This is a genomic window from Nocardiopsis sp. NPDC006198, assembly GCF_040613895.1.
Taxonomy (GTDB): Bacteria; Actinomycetota; Actinomycetes; order Streptosporangiales; family Streptosporangiaceae; genus Nocardiopsis; species Nocardiopsis tropica.
Genome location: NZ_JBEXSY010000002.1, coordinates 125,264 through 142,175, shown reverse-complemented (window position 1 = coordinate 142,175; position 16,912 = coordinate 125,264). Strand labels below are relative to the sequence as shown.

Annotated in this window: 15 protein-coding genes; 5 read left to right on the top strand and 10 right to left on the bottom strand. The window is 72.5% G+C overall.

Features of this window, described 5'->3' with window-relative positions; genetic code table 11:
- Nucleotides 1-226: 226 nt before the first annotated feature.
- From lanL to ABZ234_RS02410, 3 genes are all read right to left on the bottom strand, one after another.
- Nucleotides 227-2,803, bottom strand: a complete 2,577-nt coding sequence (gene lanL / locus ABZ234_RS02420; RefSeq protein ID WP_355010690.1) for a class IV lanthionine synthetase LanL — start codon at nt 2,801-2,803, stop codon at nt 227-229.
- Nucleotides 2,804-2,885: 82 nt separating this feature from the next.
- Nucleotides 2,886-3,050, bottom strand: a complete 165-nt coding sequence (locus tag ABZ234_RS02415; RefSeq protein WP_355010689.1) for a hypothetical protein — start codon at nt 3,048-3,050, stop codon at nt 2,886-2,888.
- A gap of 68 nt (nt 3,051-3,118) precedes the next feature.
- A complete protein-coding gene (locus ABZ234_RS02410; RefSeq protein ID WP_267947077.1) occupies nt 3,119-3,280 on the bottom strand; it encodes a cinnamycin family lantibiotic in 162 nt (53 codons plus the stop codon).
- Nucleotides 3,281-3,565: 285 nt separating this feature from the next.
- Between ABZ234_RS02410 and ABZ234_RS02405 the strand changes: the two genes are divergently transcribed.
- Together ABZ234_RS02405 and ABZ234_RS02400 are read left to right on the top strand one after the other, a co-directional pair.
- Complete coding sequence (locus ABZ234_RS02405) at nt 3,566-4,462, top strand: ATP-binding cassette domain-containing protein (protein ID WP_344183584.1); 897 nt, start codon at nt 3,566-3,568, stop codon at nt 4,460-4,462.
- Nucleotides 4,459-5,292 carry an ABC transporter permease gene (locus ABZ234_RS02400; protein ID WP_355010688.1) on the top strand — a complete coding sequence of 278 codons (834 nt, stop codon included), beginning with the start codon at nt 4,459-4,461 and terminating at the stop codon, nt 5,290-5,292. The genes ABZ234_RS02405 and ABZ234_RS02400 overlap by 4 nt, the downstream gene beginning before the upstream one ends.
- A 71-nt stretch (nt 5,293-5,363) precedes the next feature.
- Here the strand turns inward: ABZ234_RS02400 and ABZ234_RS02395 are convergent, their stop codons facing one another.
- The 4 genes from ABZ234_RS02395 to ABZ234_RS02380 all read right to left on the bottom strand — a co-directional run bounded on the left by ABZ234_RS02395 (nt 5,364) and on the right by ABZ234_RS02380 (nt 10,990).
- Nucleotides 5,364-6,185: an SAM-dependent methyltransferase gene (locus ABZ234_RS02395; protein ID WP_355010687.1), complete on the bottom strand. Its 822-nt coding sequence runs from the start codon at nt 6,183-6,185 to the stop codon at nt 5,364-5,366.
- 364 nt (nt 6,186-6,549) lie between these two features.
- A complete protein-coding gene (locus ABZ234_RS02390) occupies nt 6,550-7,206 on the bottom strand; it encodes a response regulator transcription factor (RefSeq protein ID WP_355010686.1) in 657 nt (218 codons plus the stop codon).
- 441 nt (nt 7,207-7,647) lie between these two features.
- Entirely contained in the window at nt 7,648-8,979 is a 1,332-nt protein-coding gene (locus ABZ234_RS02385; protein WP_355010685.1) for a histidine kinase, read from the bottom strand.
- Nucleotides 8,980-9,064: 85 nt separating this feature from the next.
- Complete coding sequence (locus ABZ234_RS02380) at nt 9,065-10,990, bottom strand: serine hydrolase domain-containing protein (protein WP_355010684.1); 1,926 nt, start codon at nt 10,988-10,990, stop codon at nt 9,065-9,067.
- Nucleotides 10,991-11,290: 300 nt separating this feature from the next.
- Between ABZ234_RS02380 and ABZ234_RS02375 the strand changes: the two genes are divergently transcribed.
- Complete coding sequence (locus tag ABZ234_RS02375; protein WP_267947073.1) at nt 11,291-11,890, top strand: class I SAM-dependent methyltransferase; 600 nt, start codon at nt 11,291-11,293, stop codon at nt 11,888-11,890.
- A 40-nt stretch (nt 11,891-11,930) separates the two neighbouring features.
- On the opposite strand, the gene ABZ234_RS02370 is transcribed toward ABZ234_RS02375, so the two are convergent.
- Nucleotides 11,931-12,713 (bottom strand): methyltransferase, encoded by a 783-nt coding sequence (locus tag ABZ234_RS02370; protein ID WP_355010683.1) that lies wholly within the window; start codon nt 12,711-12,713, stop codon nt 11,931-11,933.
- A 719-nt stretch (nt 12,714-13,432) separates the two neighbouring features.
- Nucleotides 13,433-13,663 (bottom strand): hypothetical protein, encoded by a 231-nt coding sequence (locus ABZ234_RS02365; protein ID WP_355010682.1) that lies wholly within the window; start codon nt 13,661-13,663, stop codon nt 13,433-13,435.
- A 682-nt stretch (nt 13,664-14,345) separates the two neighbouring features.
- Between ABZ234_RS02365 and ABZ234_RS02360 the strand changes: the two genes are divergently transcribed.
- The gene (locus ABZ234_RS02360) at nt 14,346-14,645 is read left to right on the top strand and encodes a hypothetical protein (protein WP_355010681.1); all 300 of its coding nucleotides are present in this window, start codon (nt 14,346-14,348) and stop codon (nt 14,643-14,645) included.
- A gap of 460 nt (nt 14,646-15,105) precedes the next feature.
- Nucleotides 15,106-15,651 carry an NUDIX hydrolase gene (locus tag ABZ234_RS02355; RefSeq protein ID WP_355010680.1) on the top strand — a complete coding sequence of 182 codons (546 nt, stop codon included), beginning with the start codon at nt 15,106-15,108 and terminating at the stop codon, nt 15,649-15,651.
- On the opposite strand, the gene ABZ234_RS02350 is transcribed toward ABZ234_RS02355, so the two are convergent.
- Nucleotides 15,628-16,884, bottom strand: a complete 1,257-nt coding sequence (locus ABZ234_RS02350) for an XRE family transcriptional regulator (RefSeq protein ID WP_355010679.1) — start codon at nt 16,882-16,884, stop codon at nt 15,628-15,630. The two genes, ABZ234_RS02355 and ABZ234_RS02350, sit on opposite strands and share 24 nt — an antisense overlap.
- Between the last annotated feature and the right edge of the window lie 28 nt (nt 16,885-16,912).

Genomic DNA, 16,912 nt, shown 5'->3' with positions numbered 1-16,912 from the left:
GCCGACAGCGTCCGGGGCGGTCGGCCGCCGCAGGGCCGTCTCGTCCGAGGAGGGTGTTCCCACCCCTCCCGGGCACCGTGTGCCACACACGGGAGCCGGTGCCGCAGAGGAACCGCGGACACCGTCGGCCGCGTACCGCGCGTGGCCGAGCGGCCGCACCGCGCCGCCGCCGGCGACGACCCCCGCGGGGGCGCGGGGCCGGGACGCCGCGCGGACCGGGCGGCGGTCAGCGCCGGGCGGCCAGGAGTTCGTCCCCGAGCCAGTCCCGGGGACCGCCACGGTCGAGCCGGCGCAGGAAGGACAGGACCCCGGAGACCCCCGTCGCCCAGCCGCCGCCCGGCTCACGGGTGTGGTCGAGGAAGACCGGGGCCTCCGGGGTCCCGGCGGAGCGCACCAGCACCAGCCCGGCGACGTCCACGGCCGCGTCCCGGTACGCCGCCCCGCCCGTGAGCCCGGCGGTGTCGAGGAGGAACTCACCGACTCCCGCCAGCCCGCAGCACTGGCAGGCGACCTGCATCTTCGGGGCGAGGGCGCGGCAGTGCGAAGCGGTCGTCTCCGCGAGCCCGGTGTAGCGGGGCTCGCCCCGCACCGCGCCGGCCCGGAGCAGCACCCCGCCGATCCCGGTGAGCCCCTGGCAGAAGGAGGCGGCCATGGGCCGGGCCTCGGGCGCGGAGGCGGCCGAGACCAGCCCCGGGACGAACCCGGCCAGCACCTCCAGGCAGGCCGCGGCCTCCGCACCCGCGGCCGTGTCGCCGGTGGCGGCCTCCAGGCACAGGAGGAAGTGGGCGACGCCCGCGACGCCGTGCGCGAACCCCAGCCGCGTCGTCACCTCCTCGTGGTCGCGCAGGTCGGGCGGGCAGGCGCGCAGCCCCTCCGCGGGGGCCGAGGCCACGAGCCGCTCCGCGCAGCCCTGCGCCAGGTCGAGCCGGGACCCGTCCCCGCAGAGACGCCACAGCTGGAGCTGGGCCAGGCCGATCCCCGCCAGCCCCGACGAGTAGTCGGTCTCGGGGACCGACTCCGGGGCGGTCCGCGCCAGGGGGCGCACCGCGTCGGCCAGGGTCGGCTCGTCCAGTTCGCGGGCCGCCGCGGCCAGGAAGAGGGCGGTGCCCGCCTCGCCGTCCTGGAGGCCGGGCAGCGACCGGCGCAGCGTGAGGAAACCCGCGGTCCAGTGCGCCAGTGCGCGGGCCAGGCCGCGGGACTCGGCGTCCCCCTGGCGCAGCAGCTCCGTGCCCACGCCCGCCGCGCCCCGGTACAGGTTGGTGGGGCTGGGACGTCCTCCCGGCGAGCCGCCGCGTCCGGACAGCAGGTCGCGCGCCACACCGCGGGTCTGCTCCAGGGCGCTCGCGACCAGCGCGGGAAGGGAGTGCGGGGTGACGGTGTAGCGCGGTTCGGCCCGGAGCGGCGGATGGTCCCCGCCCCTGCGGAGCAGGTCGGCCGCCGCCCTGCGCTCGGCGGGGTCGGGGGACATCAGCCCCGGCACCGCGCGGGCGCAGGGCGGGACGCCGTCGCCCAGCGAGGCCAGGAGGGTGCGGGCGCGCCCGTCGTCGGGCACCGCCCGGGTGGAGCGGGCGGCCGGCTCGGTGCCGGTGGCGGCGTACAGCAGGGTGGCCCCCAGCGAGTAGAGGTCGTCCTCCTCGCACGCCGGTTCGCCGCGTTCCTGGGCGGGGGAGGAGTACCCCGGGGTCCAGCCGTGCACCTGGTCGCCGTCGAGGCTGCTGATCTCGAAGTCCACCAGGGAGGGGGCGCCGTCGTCGGCCAGCACGATGTTCTTGGGGGCGAGGTCGCGGACGAGGACGCCGCGCCCGTGGACCGCGTCCAGCAGCCGGAGCAGGTCGCGGCCCAGGCGCTCCAGGTCGCGTTCCGGGGTGGTGTACGTGCCGTTCTCGGCCACGTCGGTGCGCAGGTCCCGGGGGCCGACGTCCGTGGTGACGAGGAACTCGTCGGCGCCGTGCCGGAAGTGGTCCACCACGCGGGGGACCCCCGCGACGTCCTCCAGGCGGCGCAGCACGGCGGCCTCGCCGCGCAGCCGGTGGCGCGCGTCGCGGGACCCGTCGAGGTCCTCGCCCGTGTACGCGCGGCGCTCCTTGACGACCACCCCCGCACCCGACTCCCGGTCGGAGCCCCGGTAGACGCCGCCCACCGCGGTGTGGGCGATGGCGCCGGGTACCAGGAAGCGGCCGCCGAGCAGGACGGGCTCCCGGTCGGCCCCGCCGGGGGAGGGGGGCTGTCCCGTGAACGGGTCGGGAAGCCAGTCCGGCGGCTGGTAGCGCCCGTCCGCGGCGCCGGGGCGCTCGCGTCCCTCGGCGTCGTGGAGGACCAGCTGGAAGTCGCCGTTGCCGTCGATGCCGTAGACGCCGGCGAACGGCGCGTAGCGGTAGTAGACCGGCGCGTCCGGCCGCAGCCTGCGGTCGCTGGGGATCCCGGGCCCCTCCACCCCGACGAGTTCGGCGGCGAGCTTCTCGGCCAGGTCGGCGAAGTCGTCCGGGCGGGTGTAGACGGTGACGCCCTTGCCGACGGCCCCGGGGCGGTTGTGGTGGGAGTTGAGCTCGCGCATGGCCTCCGTGGTGCGCGCGAACTTGAACCTGCACGGCGTGCGCAGCAGCAGGGGGAGCACGCGCTCGACGGTGGACAGGAGGGTGACCGGCCGGGCCGACACGTGGATCTTCCACCCCTGGGGCGGAAGGTCGAGTCCGGGAAGCGCCACGTCGGTCCATGGGCCGTAGTCGGAGACCACCCGGCCCGCCTCGACGGCCCGCTCCCGTATGCCGACCGTGCACGTGCGTGTGCCGGTGTGCTCCCGCACCCTGGTCTCCCTCGTGGTCGTCGGTGTCGAAGACGGGGCGGCCGGCTGAGCGGCCGACCGCCCCGCGGCCGGCGCGTCGGGGTCACACGGTGAACCCGGCGCGCGGCGGGGTGAAGGGGGCCCGGTCCCGGGACCGCCGCCCCGCGCTGCCGTCCACCCCGGTCGGCAGCGCTCCCTCATGGCACAGGTGGAGGAGGGCGATCGTCTCCGGACGGCCCGCGTCGGAAGGTCCGGCGCTCGTGCTCACGGCGCCCCGACGGGGTGCGTCACGGTCGTCTCGGGGGGTCGGCGGTACCCGGGCGGGTCCGGGCCGGACTAGAGCGAGTAGCCGTCGCAGCGGATGGTGAAGCCGGAGACGCAGGTGTTGCGGCACTCCAGGTTGAGCCGCTCGGAGATGAGCTCGGTCTCGGCCCCGAGGGAGATCAGAGCGGTGGTGTCGAGCGATCCGGCGTCGCGGGGCAGTTCCTGTGCGGACATGAGTCCTCCAGATCTAGCAACTTTTTGTTAATGGCCGACTACCTTGGGTAGTCTTGCCAGGGGTAGTGATCCCCCTCCACCCCCCGCGAAAACGCCGGTGGGGCGGGATGACCCGGCTCGGCCCCCGAGCCGGATGGTTTTGCCCCCATGAGGAGCGAATTGGAACCAGGAACACAGGCCCGAGTTCCGCTCGAAGTGACGTCCTCAAAGGAGCCAGGGGATCGGACCGAATCCTCGCCCCCGGCGGCGATCAGGACAGAGGCACTGGTCAAGACCTACCCGGGGGTGGAAGCGGTCCGGGGACTCGACCTCCTCGTCCATCCCGGGGAGATCTTCGGGTTCCTGGGACCCAACGGGGCGGGCAAGTCCACCACCATCTCGATGCTCTGCGCGCTCACCCGGCCCACCAGCGGCGGACTGTGGGTGGCCGGGCACGACGTCCGCGTCTCCCCCGACGCCGTCCGCAGGTCCATCGGCGTGGTCTTCCAGGGCTCCACCCTGGACGACAAGCTGACGTCGGAGGAGAACCTGGCCATCCACGCAGCCCTCTACGGGGTCCCCCGCCGCCAGGTGCGCGAGCGCGTCGTGGCCATGCTGACCCTGGCCGACCTGCTCGACCGGCGGCGCAGCCTGGTCCGCACGCTCTCCGGCGGGATGAAGCGCCGCCTGGAGATCGCCCGCGGCCTGCTGCACCGCCCCCACGTGCTCTTCCTGGACGAGCCCACGGTCGGCCTCGACCCGCACAGCCGGGCCGAGGTCTGGCGCCACGTCCACCGGATGCGGAGCGAGACGGGGGCCACCGTCCTGCTCACCACCCACCATCTGTCCGAGGCCGACAACTGCGACCGGATCGCCATCCTGGACCGGGGGCGGGTCGTGGCCCTCGGCACCCCCGCCGAGCTCCGCTCGCGGATCGGCCGCGACCGCATCGTGCTGGTCGCCTCCGACCCCGGGCAGTGCTCGCGGCGGCTGGCCGACTCCCTGGGGCTGAGCCCCTCCGTCGAGGACGGCGCCCTGGTCGTGCGGGTCGAGGACGGGGCGGCCGTGCTCCCGGCGGTCATGGCGGCCCTCGGCGGCTCCGTCACGTCGGTGTCCCTGGTCCGGCCCACCCTGGACGACGTGTTCCTGCACTACACGGGCCGCAGCATCGGTTCGGAGCCCGCAGAGGGGGGAGACGCGTGAGCCCCGCGCCGACGGCCGCGCGCCTGGCCTCCGAGGGACGCGCGGCGGCCGCGGTGTGGAAGCGCGAGATGATCACGTTCCAGCGCGAGCGGATGCACCTCGTCATCAGCCTGCTGCAACCCCTGCTGATCCTCGTCGCCCTGGGCGTGGGGCTGGGGACGGTGGTCCCCGAGGACGGCTCCGGCGTCGGCTACGTGACGTTCCTCTTCCCCGGCGTCCTCGTGATGGCCATCCAGCCGCCGGCGTTCGCCACCGGCGCCTCCATCCTGTGGGACCGGGAGTTCGGCTTCCTGCGGGAGATGCTGGTGGCGCCCGTGCGCCGGGAGTCGCTGCTGCTCGGCAAGGTCCTGGCGGGCACCACCATCGCCACGTGCCACGGCGGGATCCTGCTCCTCTTCGCCGGGCTCGCGGGCGTGCCCTACGACCCGCTCCTCTTCGCCGGGTTCGTCGCGGTGCTGGCGCCGGCGTCGTTCGCCATGACCTGCCTCGGGGCGCTGCTGGCGGTCTGCGTGCCCAGCCCCAAGAGCTTCCAGGCCGCCACGGGCCTGCTCCTGGGGCCCCTCGTGTTCCTGTCGGGGGCGTTCTTCCCGCTCAACGGGCTGCCGTCCTGGCTCGTCGCCCTCACCGCCCTCAACCCCCTGACCTACGCGGTCGACGCGGCCAGGCGCGTCCTCGTCTCCCACCTGCCGTCCGGGGCCGCCGACGGGATGTTCCGCGGCCTGGAACTGTGGGGCGTGCGGCCGCCGGTCTCCGGGGAGCTGATGGCGCTGACCGTCTTCGGCGCGGTGTTCCTGCTCGTCGGGGCGCGCCGCTTCGCCCGCCCCGACTAGTGCGCTGTCCGGGCCGGGGCGGGGGCGCCGCCCCGGCCCGGGACGGCGCCCCCGGGACCGCTGTCCCGGCGTCAGGGCTTGCGCGCCACCCCGCCGTACTGGTCCATGCCGCGGCGGGTGCCGACCTCGATGGGGCCGGGACGCCACAGGGGGCACGGGACCACGCCGGGCTCCAGCAGCTCCAGGCCCTCGAAGCGGGCGGCGATCACCTCCGGGCTGCGCAGGAGGTAGGGGACGTCGCCCTGCTTGTTCCCCACCTCGATGGCCTGGTTGTAGGCCTCGCTGGTGTTGGAGCCGTCGTAGCTCGCCAGGTAGCTCCCGGGCGGCAGGGCGTCCATGAGCCGACCCACGATCGGCATGATCTCGTCCTCGGGCACGTGGCCCAGGATGCCCATGAGCATGAGCGCGACGGGCTTGTCGAAGTCGAGGGTCTGCGCGGCCTGCTCGAGGATCCTGTCGGGATCGCGCAGGTCGGCGTCGATGTAGTCGGTGGCCCCCTCCGGCGTTCCGACGAGGAGCGCCCGCGCGTGCGCGAGCACGAGGGGGTCGTTGTCCACGTAGACCACGCGGGACTCCGGGGTGACGGCCTGGGCGACCTCGTGGGTGTTGTTGGCGGTTGGCATCCCCGTGCCGATGTCGAGGAACTGGCGGATCCCCGCCTCCCCCGCCAGGTGGGTGACCACGCGGATCAGGAAGTCCCGGCTCGTGCGGGCCAGGTCCCTGATCTCCGGGAAGAACTCGGCCACCGCGTCGCCCGCCTCGCGATCGACCGGGTAGTTGTCCTTGCCGCCCATCCAGTAGTTCCAGATGCGGGCCGAGTGGGTCCGCGTGGTGTCGATCTGCGGCGGCCGGCCGGAGCTGTCGGGGGTGGACGGGGACGAGTTGTCGGTCATAGGGGTCTCTACCTCGCTGCAAGGGGGTTCACGCCACAGAGCGGGGGAACCGGCGCTGGCGCGCCCGGAACCCCTGTCTCATCAGGGATCTACTCGCGCCAACCATAGACGACGCGGCGCCGCGGGCGGGCGTTCGGCCGCGCCGGCCACCGCGGCCGTCGGGAGCCGGCCGGCACACCGCCCGCGGGGACGGCGCCGGCGTCCGGGGTCCCGCACCGGGCCGTCCGGGGCGTGCGACCGCGAGGCGGGCGGGACCCGTTCGGGGACTCCACCGGGCACGGGCCGGGCAGCGCGTGCGACCTCGGACGACACCGAAGGCACGTCCGGGCCGGGCACGCCCGCGCCGGCCCTCCTCCGGGGCCGCTCAGGGCGTGACGACACCGTTGCGGTAGGCCCAGACCACGGTCTGCAAGCGGTCCCGGACACCGATCTTGGTCATCACCCGCCCCAGGTGCGACTTGACGGTACTCGCCTCGATGACGAGGTTCTCCGCGATCTCGACGTTGGACATGCCCTGGGCGAGCAGCCTCACTATGTCGAGCTCGCGCTCGGTGAGCAGACCGCGCGACCTGGTGTCGCCCCCGCGCGTGGCCTTCCGTCGGGCGAACTCGGTGATGACACGGCGGGTCACGGCCTGGTCGACCAGGCCGTACCCGTCGGCGAGCCGGCGCACGGCATCGACCAGGTCGTCGGGCGCGGTGTCCTTCAGGACGAACCCGCTGGCGCCGGCCTCCAGGGCACCGAAGACGTACTCGTCGAGGTCGAAGGTGGTCACGACGAGGATCGCGGGGCGTGTTCCGCGAGCACGGCCGAGGATCTCGCGGGTCGCCGTCAGCCCGTCGCCGCCCGGCATGCGGACGTCCATGCAGACGACGTCGGGACGTACCCGCTCGACGAGTTCGACGGCGGACCGGCCGTCGCCGCACTCCCCGACCACCTCGATGTCGTCGGCCATCTCCATCACCACACGGAAACCAGCCCGGACGACGAACTGGTCGTCGACCAGGGCCACCCTGATCATGGAGCCCTCCCTCACCTCGGGGTCGATCGAGCCGGTCGTGGGGCCCGCGCCCGGGGCCGCCGCGACCGCTGCGCGGTGCGACGCCGGAGAGGCCGTCCGCCGGGGCCCGGCCCTCGCGGGGAGCCGACGGCGGGCCCGCGCTCCGTGCCGGGCCGGATCCCGGCACCGGCGGACCCGCGGTCACCGAGCGGCCGTCGAACGGCGGCGAACGGCGCCGTCCGCGCCCTGCCGCCGACGAGTGGACCGCACGCGTGAAGGGCAGTCTAGGCGTCACTTCGGCAGCCGATGACCGCGCCGGGACGGGGAGCCACGAAGAGGCGCCCGCTGACCTCGAAGGACGGAACTCCTGCGGTTCCGTCCCACGCGATCGGCCGGGCGCCTCGTGGACGCGGCACCGGGCGGGGGCCCTGTGCCCGGCGGAGCTCCCGCCGGGCCCGGCCCTCAGACGATGGGCAGTGTGAGCCGGACGCGCCACCCTCCCGAGTCCGTCGGCCCCGCTTCCAGCACCGCGCCGATCAGATCGGCTCTCTCCTTCATCCCGACCAGCCCCAGGCCTCGGAGCCCCTTCGGCGACCCCTCGCGCTCCACGCCGGGATCGTTGTCGACCCTCAGCACGACCTCGGACCCCCGGTGGTCGAGCACCACCCGCACCGGCGCCCCCCACGCGTGGTCCCGCGCGTTGGCCAGCGCCTCCTGCGCCACCCTGTAGAACGTGACATCGGCGACCGGCGGCAGCCGGCAGGTGCTGCCGGTGCGCTCCAGGACGACCTCGCACCCCTGGGCGCGGGCCCCCGCCACGAGGCGGTCGAGCACGGCGACCCCCGGAACGGGGGCCCCGTCCGCACGGGAGCCGTCGGACCCGGCCCCGGGGGACTCGTGCGGGTGCGCCCCGGGCTCCCGCAGGGCGCCGACCACCATCCGCAGGCTCTCCAGGGTCTCCCGGCCCTGGATCCGGATCCAGCCGATCGTCTCCGCGATGGCCGGGGCGTCCCGGGCCGCCAGCTTCTCGGCCGCGCCCGCCTGCACCACCATCCCGGAGAGGTGGTGCGCGGCGATGTCGTGCAACTCCCGTGCCATGAGGGCGCGTTCGGCCCGGATGGCGCGGTTGGTCCGCTCCTGCTCCGCCTCGATCACCCTGAGCCGCTCCAACCGGGCGAAACGCCGCCGTACGGCCACGCTGTTGCCGACGAAGCCGGCCAGCCCGAAGCTGATCGCGGCCGACAGCAGCCGTGCCGTGCCGGCCACCACCGGGTCCGGTACCCGGGCGGGGGGCGAGAGCGAGGCGAACGGCGGCAGGGCGAACACGAAACCGGACACGCCCATCACGGCCGCGACCGCCACGAGGATCCAGGACAGCCGACGCAGCGGGAGGACGGTGCCGCAGGTGTAGGCCGCGACGTACGGGGCCAGCCCCTGGTAGGCGACGTCCCCCGGCAGGAGGGCGAAGACCCCCACCTGGGTCGCCACCACGAGGAACAGGCACAGGAGGGGGGAGCGCCTGCGCACGCCCAGCACCAGGGACTGGGCGACGGTCAGGGCCGCGAGCACGGCCACGGCGGTCGGCGAGAACGGGACCCCCTCCGCTCTCGCGAGGACCACGACAGAGAGGAGCATGGGGGCCGAGGCCAGCGCGATGAACGCGCCCAGGAGGAGGTCGCGGCTCAACGGCCCGCGCAACCCCACACGTGTGAGCGCGGCGTCGAACAGTGCGAGCGGCCGGGGGGCGGGCCCGCCGGGCGGGTACCGCTCGTCGTCGGCGCCTTCCGGACCCACCGGGTTCTCACACCTCATCGATTCCGTCCGGGGGGTGAAGGGGAGGGACGGGGCACCGGACCCGTGCCGGTACCCCGCCGGGGAGTCAGAACGTCACGCTGCCGGCGACCATCCCGAACATGGCAGCGATCGTACCGGTGCCCATCAGCGCGGCCAGGACCAGCAGGCTGCCGATGACGCGGTCCACGCTCTCCTTGCGCCGGATGTCGCCGTAGACGACCATTGCTGCCGGGACGACCCCGAGCAGGCCGATCGCCTGGACGACCTGGAAGACCCGCAGCATGGTGAAGGAGACCGGCTCGAAGGACATGGCCGTCTGGACGGCGAACACCCAGCCGGCGAATCCGAGCACGGTGGCCGCCACGGCGGCCCGGGTGAGGACCCGCGCCCAGCGCCCGGCCCTGTCACGCCGGGGCAGGGCCATCCTCCAGCGGACGACGGGTCCGAGGACCCACGAGAGGACGGTGATCGCGATGACCGCCACCGAGAAGGCGGCGATCGGCAGGAGCACCGAGGCCGGCACGTCGTCCTCGCCCACGGGCAGGAAGGTGAAGGCCGTGGTGCCGACCGCCCTGACCTCGCCGTCGACCACGTCCGCCGCCAGGGTGCGGTGGCCGTCGACCTCGCGCCACAGCCAGGGCTCGACCTCCGTGTACTCCGTCGGCTGTCCGGTCTCGGGGCTCACCAGGAAGATCGTCCCGTCCTCAGTCGCCGTGATCTGCGCCTGTTCGACGGCGTAGAGCAGCGCGAGGAAGTTGCTGTGGATCGACCGGGAGGTCGAGTACTTCCCCTCGAGCATCGCGGCGTGCTCCGACGCCGTGGACTCGGCCTCCTCGCCGTCATCCTCCTCACCGGGGAAGTAGCGGTCGGCGAACCCCTCCGCCAGGGCGATGCGCAGGTTCTGGGAGACGATCCCCGAGGACCCGCTGCTGTTCATGGTGACGAAGATGCCCGCGTTCTGCTCGGGGTAGATCTGCATCTCGGAGTGGAACACGTCGGTGTCCCCGCCGTGGCTGACGATCCGGTTGCCGTTGCGCTCCTCCGAGAAGAACCCGAGGGCCATCCGGCCGCCCGCGGCGAGCCCGCCGAGGCTCTCCTCGCCCAGAGCCGGCTCGTGCATCAGGGAGACCGTCCCGGGCTCCAGCACACCGGCGCCCTCGGACGCCTCCATGTGCACGCGCATGAAGGCGGCCATGTCGGTCGCCGACGACGTCAGCGCCCCCGCCGGGGAGTCGGAGACGGTCTCGAACCGCTCGATCGGCGGGTCCTCGTCGGTGGCGTAGCCCTCCGAGAGCCGGGACGCCAGGTCCTCGGGCAGCGGCTGCTCGAAGGTGGACGACTCCATCCCGGCCGGTGCGAGCACGTTCTGGTCGACGTACTCCGGGAACGGGGTGCCGCTGACGACCTCGACGACGTAGCCGGCGAGCGCGATGCCGTAGTTGGAGTAGGCGGGTGTCGTCCCCGGTTCGTAGATCTGCTCCGGCGGGTCCTCGGCGACGATCTCGCGCAGGTTCACCTCCTCGCCCTCGGGAAGCATCGCGTTGGCGACGCGCTCCTCGAACCCGCCCGTGTGCGACAGCAGGTGGCGGAGGGTGAGGTCCTGGTCGAACGACTTCTCGACCTCGAAGTCGAGGTACTCGTCCACGTCGGTGTCCAGGTCGAGCCGCCCGTCCTCGACCAGCTGCATCACGGCGGTCGCGGTGAACGTCTTCGACACCGAGGCGATGCGGAAGAGCGTTTCCTCGGGGTCGACCGGCACCCGGGCCCCGACATCGGAGTAGCCGTACCCGCGTGCGGTGAGGAGCTCGCCGTCGGCGACGACGCTCACGGCCGCCCCGGCGATCTGGGCCTCGTTCAGGTAGGCGGGCAGCATCCCGTCGAGCCAGGCGTTGACGTCCTGTTCGGTGAGGGCGGCGTCGGCGGCCTCCGGCTTGTGGGGCTTCGGTGCGGGGGCGGGGACCGGCCCGGCGGCCCCGGCACAGCTGGTCGCGAGAACCGCGATGGCGCCCACCGCGGCGAGTACGGCGAGAGGGCGTCGGCGCCCGCGCCGTGGGCGGTGTGCCCGGGGGATCGGACTGGTCGCAAACACGGACTACTCCTGGGGATCGGTGCGGCAGGCGGCGTCGTGGACGCCGCCTGCCGTGGGTCGCCCCAGCATCGCGCGACGCGGTGCGACCGGTCTTCTGTCCCGAGTAGGAACCTGTCCTACGACTTTTGGGGGTACCTCGGCCTACCGAAGGCGGGACCGGCCGCGCTCCCCGAACCCCGGGGGCGGTCCGACCGCTCCGGAGGACCGGCCTACGTTGGGGCCATGACGAAATACGCGTGGATGTATCGTCTCGGCCTCACGCCCTGGGAGCGCTACGGCGCCGCGGGCGGGGCCCAGCTCGGCTCCCTCCTCGACCGCGAGGCGCGGGAGCGCCCGACCGGCCCCGGACGGGCGCTGGACATCGGCTGCGGACGCGGGCAGTTCACCCCCGAGCTCGCCCGGCGCGGGTGGGAGGCGGTGGGCGTCGACATCGTCCCGGCGGCGATCGCGGCGGCCCGGCGCAAGGGCCCTGCGGACGTCTCCTACGCCGTGGGCGACGCGACCGCCCTGGAGACGGCCGGCCTGGGCGCGTTCGACCTCTTCCTCGACGTCGGCTGCTTCCAGGGCCTCGACCCGGACCAGCGGGCCGCGGAGGGGCGGGGCGTGACGGCGCTCGCCGCGCCGGGGGCCGCCCTGCTGCTGCTCGCGTTCGGGCCGTCGCGGTACAGCCGGCTCGTCGAGGGCGTCTCGCGGGCGGACGTCGAGGCGGCGTTCCCGGGGTGGGAGCTCCTCGCCGCCGAGGACGCGGACACCGCCGGCCTGGGGTGGCCTATGGACCGCACCTCCCCGCAGTGGTACCGGTTCCGCCGCACCGACGGGTGACGCGGTCCCCGGGGGCCGACGGCCGCGAGCCGGCGTCCGGTCAGGCGTCCCCCGCCGTGCGGGTGGTGTCGTGCAGCTCGAACATCTGGTGCTCGATGTGGTGGTCGGGCTCGGCCCGTTCGGCGGCCAGGAGTTCGGGCCGCCAGCCGTGGGCGGCCGCGAGGTCCTCCATCGCGTCGCGGTAGCCGATGTCCCCGAACCCCAGGAAGAGCCGGCCCCGGGGCGCGAGGACGGCGCGCGCGCCGGCGAGGTAGGAGCGGCAGCAGTGGTGGCCGACGTCGAAGACCGCGCGGGTCAGATCGCAGGGGTGCTCGTAGCCCTCGGGCATGGCGACGTAGGGGATGGCCCAGAAGACGAGGTCGTACCCGGTGTCGGGGACGGCGTCGAACACGTCGCCGACCACGACCCTGACCCGGGAGGAGACGCCGTGGCGCCGGGCGTTGCGGGCGGTGTTCGCGGCGGCGGCGGGACCGATGTCGACCGCGGTCACCCCGGCGCACCCGGAGAGCGCGGCCTGCACGGCGGTCACCCCGGCGCCGCAGCCGATCTCCAGGAAGCGGCCCCCCTGCGGGAAGGGGAGGTGGCGGGTGTAGAACCCGGTGCTGGAGGTGAGCGCGGGCGAGAACACCCCGGGCAGCAGGTCCCAGGAACGGCCGAGGGCGTCGAAGTTCCTCCGGCCCTCCGAGAGCGCCCGCTCGACCAGGAGCGTGCTCCCGGCGACGACGGCGGACGAGGACGGGGCAGGGGTCCCGCCCGCGGCGCCCCCGCGCCCGGGGGAAGGTGTGGTGCCGCGGGTGTTCGAGTGCTCGACGCGCTCGTGCATGGTTCCGCCTCGTCTCCTGGTGGGGGAACGCCTGCCGCAGGGGCCGCCGCCCGCCGACCGTCACCCGGACCGGCGCGGCCGGCGGGGAAGGGGGCGTGGGCGGACGCGTGAGCGCGACGGTCCGCGAAGCGCTCCACGAGAGGGCGCCGCGTCACGGTGCCGGATCGTGTGAGCACTCTCCGAAATCAAGGACAGAGTAGACGTCGATTCCGGAGCCGACCGGGGATGGCGCCTCCCGAACCCCAAGGAGAGCCTCTGAACTGGGAGAACTCCTCCGAGGCGGGCTTGTGGGAAGCGTGGGTGCACGGCGCGACCTGGTGGCCGGGTTCGTGGCCCTGCCCGTGGGCGCCGGTGCGGGGCCGAGCCTCCTACGTCTCCGACGACGGCGTCTCCACCGTGGTCGACGTCTATGGGGCAGGGTCTTCCTCGGCCGGAGAGGCGGCCTGAGACGCGGGGGCGTTGCGGCGTTCATGCTTGTAGGTGCTGACGGCCCTGGTCAGAAGCGCCGACCAGAACACAGTCACGGCCAGCGCCATACCGCTGACACGCCCTTCGGTCAGCCATTCCAGTGCCACCCATTGCACTCCGACTCCGGTGAGGAGAGCGGTGAAGACAACCGGTCGGCGGGATGGAGGCGTGGGAACGCTCATCCGGTGGGGCCCCGTCCTGTGTTCGCGGAGATGGGTGGGTCGACGAGCGCCATCGCCGTGCGCAGGGGGTTATTCCCCGGCGCTCGGCGAGGGGCGGCTCCGGACGCGTTCGCGCCGCTCGAGGATCCAGCGAGTGATGAAGGGGCCCGTCAGACCGCTGACGCCGACCCCGATGAGGGCCGTGAGCCACGTGGGCCAACTCGTCAGGAGTGCGAGCGGCAACGAGACCGCCAACATCAGCGTGAACATGACGGCGACCATGGGGAGAAAGAACCTCTCCGGGTTAGGTGTGGCGCTCATACCGTCTCGAACTCCTTCGATACGGGGCGGGCCGGTGCCGACGCCCAGCGGTAAGTCAACGAGGGTCGAACGACTCGCGCAACCCCTGGCGTGTGGGGAGGCCGAACCGGTCGTCGACGACCACGGGGCGTGCATCCGCCCGGTGTCCCTTCGACGCACGAACACCGCCACCGGTGCCATCGAGGTGATCGACGTCCGGTGACGTGGCCGCCGGGGCGCACCCCATCGTGAAACGAATAATCACTGGGTGAAGTTATTGTTCGGAAGGGAGGAGATGAGGATTGCCCTCAGTTCATTAGTTTGGGCGTCGGGGGAAACGACTGGTGGTTGACCGCGCGCTTATTTCACCTGAAGCGATGTTCTTTATTTCTCTGCCCTGGCCTGCGGTCCCTGTTGTTGCCCGCTGGCCGTGGCGCGACCCATGGTCTCGGTGTGAACCAAGGGTCTCTCCTGAGGGTAAGCAGGACTTCTCCGGAATTCTGATGTCGGCGGACAGGCGCCACCGCCTCGCTCCTGCATGGTTCTGGTATGAACACCCTGACCCCGCCGAACGCCCTGAGTGCACCAGGGCTTAGGTGAATTGCAGGGGTTCATGTGGGTACGAGCCCCATGGTGCCACTGGTGCCCAGTCGACCAGCGGCACTGTGGCTTGTTTGTCAGTGTGGACTGTTACCGTTGCCGCATGAAGGTCATTTACAAGATCACTTACCCCAATGGAAAAATCTATGTAGGCTCAGATCTCACTGATAGCCGGTTGACCTACTTCGGGAGCCCTTCGAAGGAGATCCTTTTCCGAGACTTCGACCGCGCCGAACTTCAGGACTTCACCATTCGCAAACAAATCCTGTGGCAATCCGAGACTGCCACGGACAGCGAAGTCCGTCGATGTGAGAACGTATTGATCGTCGAACACGGCGCAAACAACCCTGAGCGCGGGTACAACCAGCGTCCGCAGTACCGGGAAGCCGGCGACCAGGGATGATTTGACGACACCGTTCGGGGCGAACGGTGTCGCAGCCGTTAGCCGAGGCCTGCCAGAGGTTGGACAGCTTCATGGCAGGCAGCGGATCTTGCCAGTAATGAGGAGAAACCGACCAGGACCACCATCCCGCTGGGCCTCCCAACCGAGGCTTCGCCGATGTGTGCCGGTCTCCTCGCCTCCTGTAGCTGTTTGCTGCGGGAGGAGCCGGGCGAGCCGGGTTTGTTGGCGGATGGAGCCGGACTTGTCCGACAGCTCTGCGGCGCGTCGTGCCTGACGGTGGGCCCGGGTGGTGTGGCGGTGGGCGGCACGGGGTCGGGCTAGGGCCGATCGCGAACTCGTCTGGACCACTATCCGTGGCCTGCTCGTTCTTCTGAAGGGCGAGCACAGAGAGGAGATCGATGCCCTGTGACCAGAGGGTAGCCCTGAGGAGGTGTGGAGGCCTTCGCGGTAGTTTCGGGTCATGAGCGGTGACGAGGACGGTGAGGGCCGGTGGGTGGTGCACGGCGAGCGCACCCTGTACGACAACCCGTGGGTGCGGCTGGGCAAGGCCGACATCACCACACCCTCGGGCAACAGGTTCGAGCACCACACCGTGACACTGCCCTCGGCCGCGGTGATCGCGATCCTGGACCGCACCGCAGAGCACGTGCTGATGAGCTACCGTCACCGGTTCGTGCCTGACGTATGGGGCTGGGAGCTGCCCGGCGGGCTCCTGGATCCCGAGGAGACACCGGAACGGACCGCCGTTCGCGAAGCTCTGGAGGAGACCGGGCACCGGGTCGGTTCGGTGGAGCACGTGGCCACGTTCGAGCCGATGATCGGCACGGTCCGCAGCCCCCACCACGTCTTCGTCGGACGCGACGCCGAACTCGTCGCGGACCCGACCGAGTTCGACGAGGGCGTCTATGAGTGGGTTCCCCTGACCAAGGCCCGCGCCCTGGTCTCTGAAGGGCGTGTGCAGAGCTCAGGCACCCTCATCGCCCTACTCCACCTGCTTGCCTCCTGAGAGAGCCCGAGGTTCCAGTAGCCGGGCAAGACGGGCGCGTTGGCGGACCGAACCGGAACGCTTCGACAGCTCGACGGCGCGTCGCGCCTGTCCACGGGCCTGGGTGAGGTCGCCGTAGGCGGCGTAGGCCAGGGCCAGGTCGGTGCGCAGACCGGCCTCGGCGCGCCCCAACCCGAGGTGTGCGATGTCCGCCAAAGCCCGGGTCAGGTCCTCGATCGCCTCGGGCACGCCGAGGCGAGCAAGGCAGTGGCCCCGCCAGCGCAGCAGGTGAGGCTGGTCCAGCATGAGGAATGGCAACGCGGGATCATCCGGCTGCTGGGGGAGAAGAGCGAAGGCCCGTTCCAAGGCCTTCTGTGACTCCACCTTCTGTCCCAGACATGCGTGCACTTCTCCTTCGGCGGCCCGCATCCACGAGCGCAGCAACGGGGGCAGCGCCCCACCGCCGTCCTTGTGCGCGGCTCTGAGCACGGTGAGTGCTTCCGGCGCTTGGCCGCTGTCCAGCAGTACGTAGATCTGTTCGGCGCTCACGTGGGCCAGGATCACGGGGTCCTGGCTTTCGCGAGCCGCCGCCTTGGCGAGTTCGTAGTACCGCCAGGACGTCGCCGCGCGTCCTGAGTCGAGGGCCTGCCATCCGGTCAGGGACGCTGCTTCGGCCAAGGCGCGGGCCAGGCCGCGCCGTGCGGCCCCCGGGATGGACTGGCGTAGCAGCTCCTCCATCTGCTGGACATGGGCCTGGCTTTGCGCCAGAAGGTAGTGAGCGCCCAGTTTCCGGTCGATCAGGCGCAGGTTCTGTGTCTGTTCCTCGAACAGGGTGATGAGCGTCCGGTCGATTGAGACGACTTCCAAGCGCTCCCGCACCTGGTGATCGAGAGCCGGTGCGCTCATCGGGGCGACGGCAGCGACGCGGTCACCAGCGACAGACTTCTCCGCGTCCGTGAACGGCTGCCGGGGTGCCAGGCCGAGCAGGACACGTGAGGGGTCGGGCATGTCGATCCCGTCGGCGATCCGCTCGATCAACCGCAGCGAACTGACCGTGCGCCTGCCGCTCAGGATCTCGCTCACCCGTCCCTGGGCGATGCCGGTCACTGACGCGATCCGTGTCTGGCTCGCACCGTGTGCCTGGACCAGCCGGAGCAGGCCGGCGATGTCGCGCTCGCGTAGGGCCCGCTGTGTCTCCTGACGTCCCCAGGCCCACGCCGGGATGGTGATCTGTTCCCAGGAACGACCAGGCATGGATCCCCTTCGGTCTACGCGGACACGA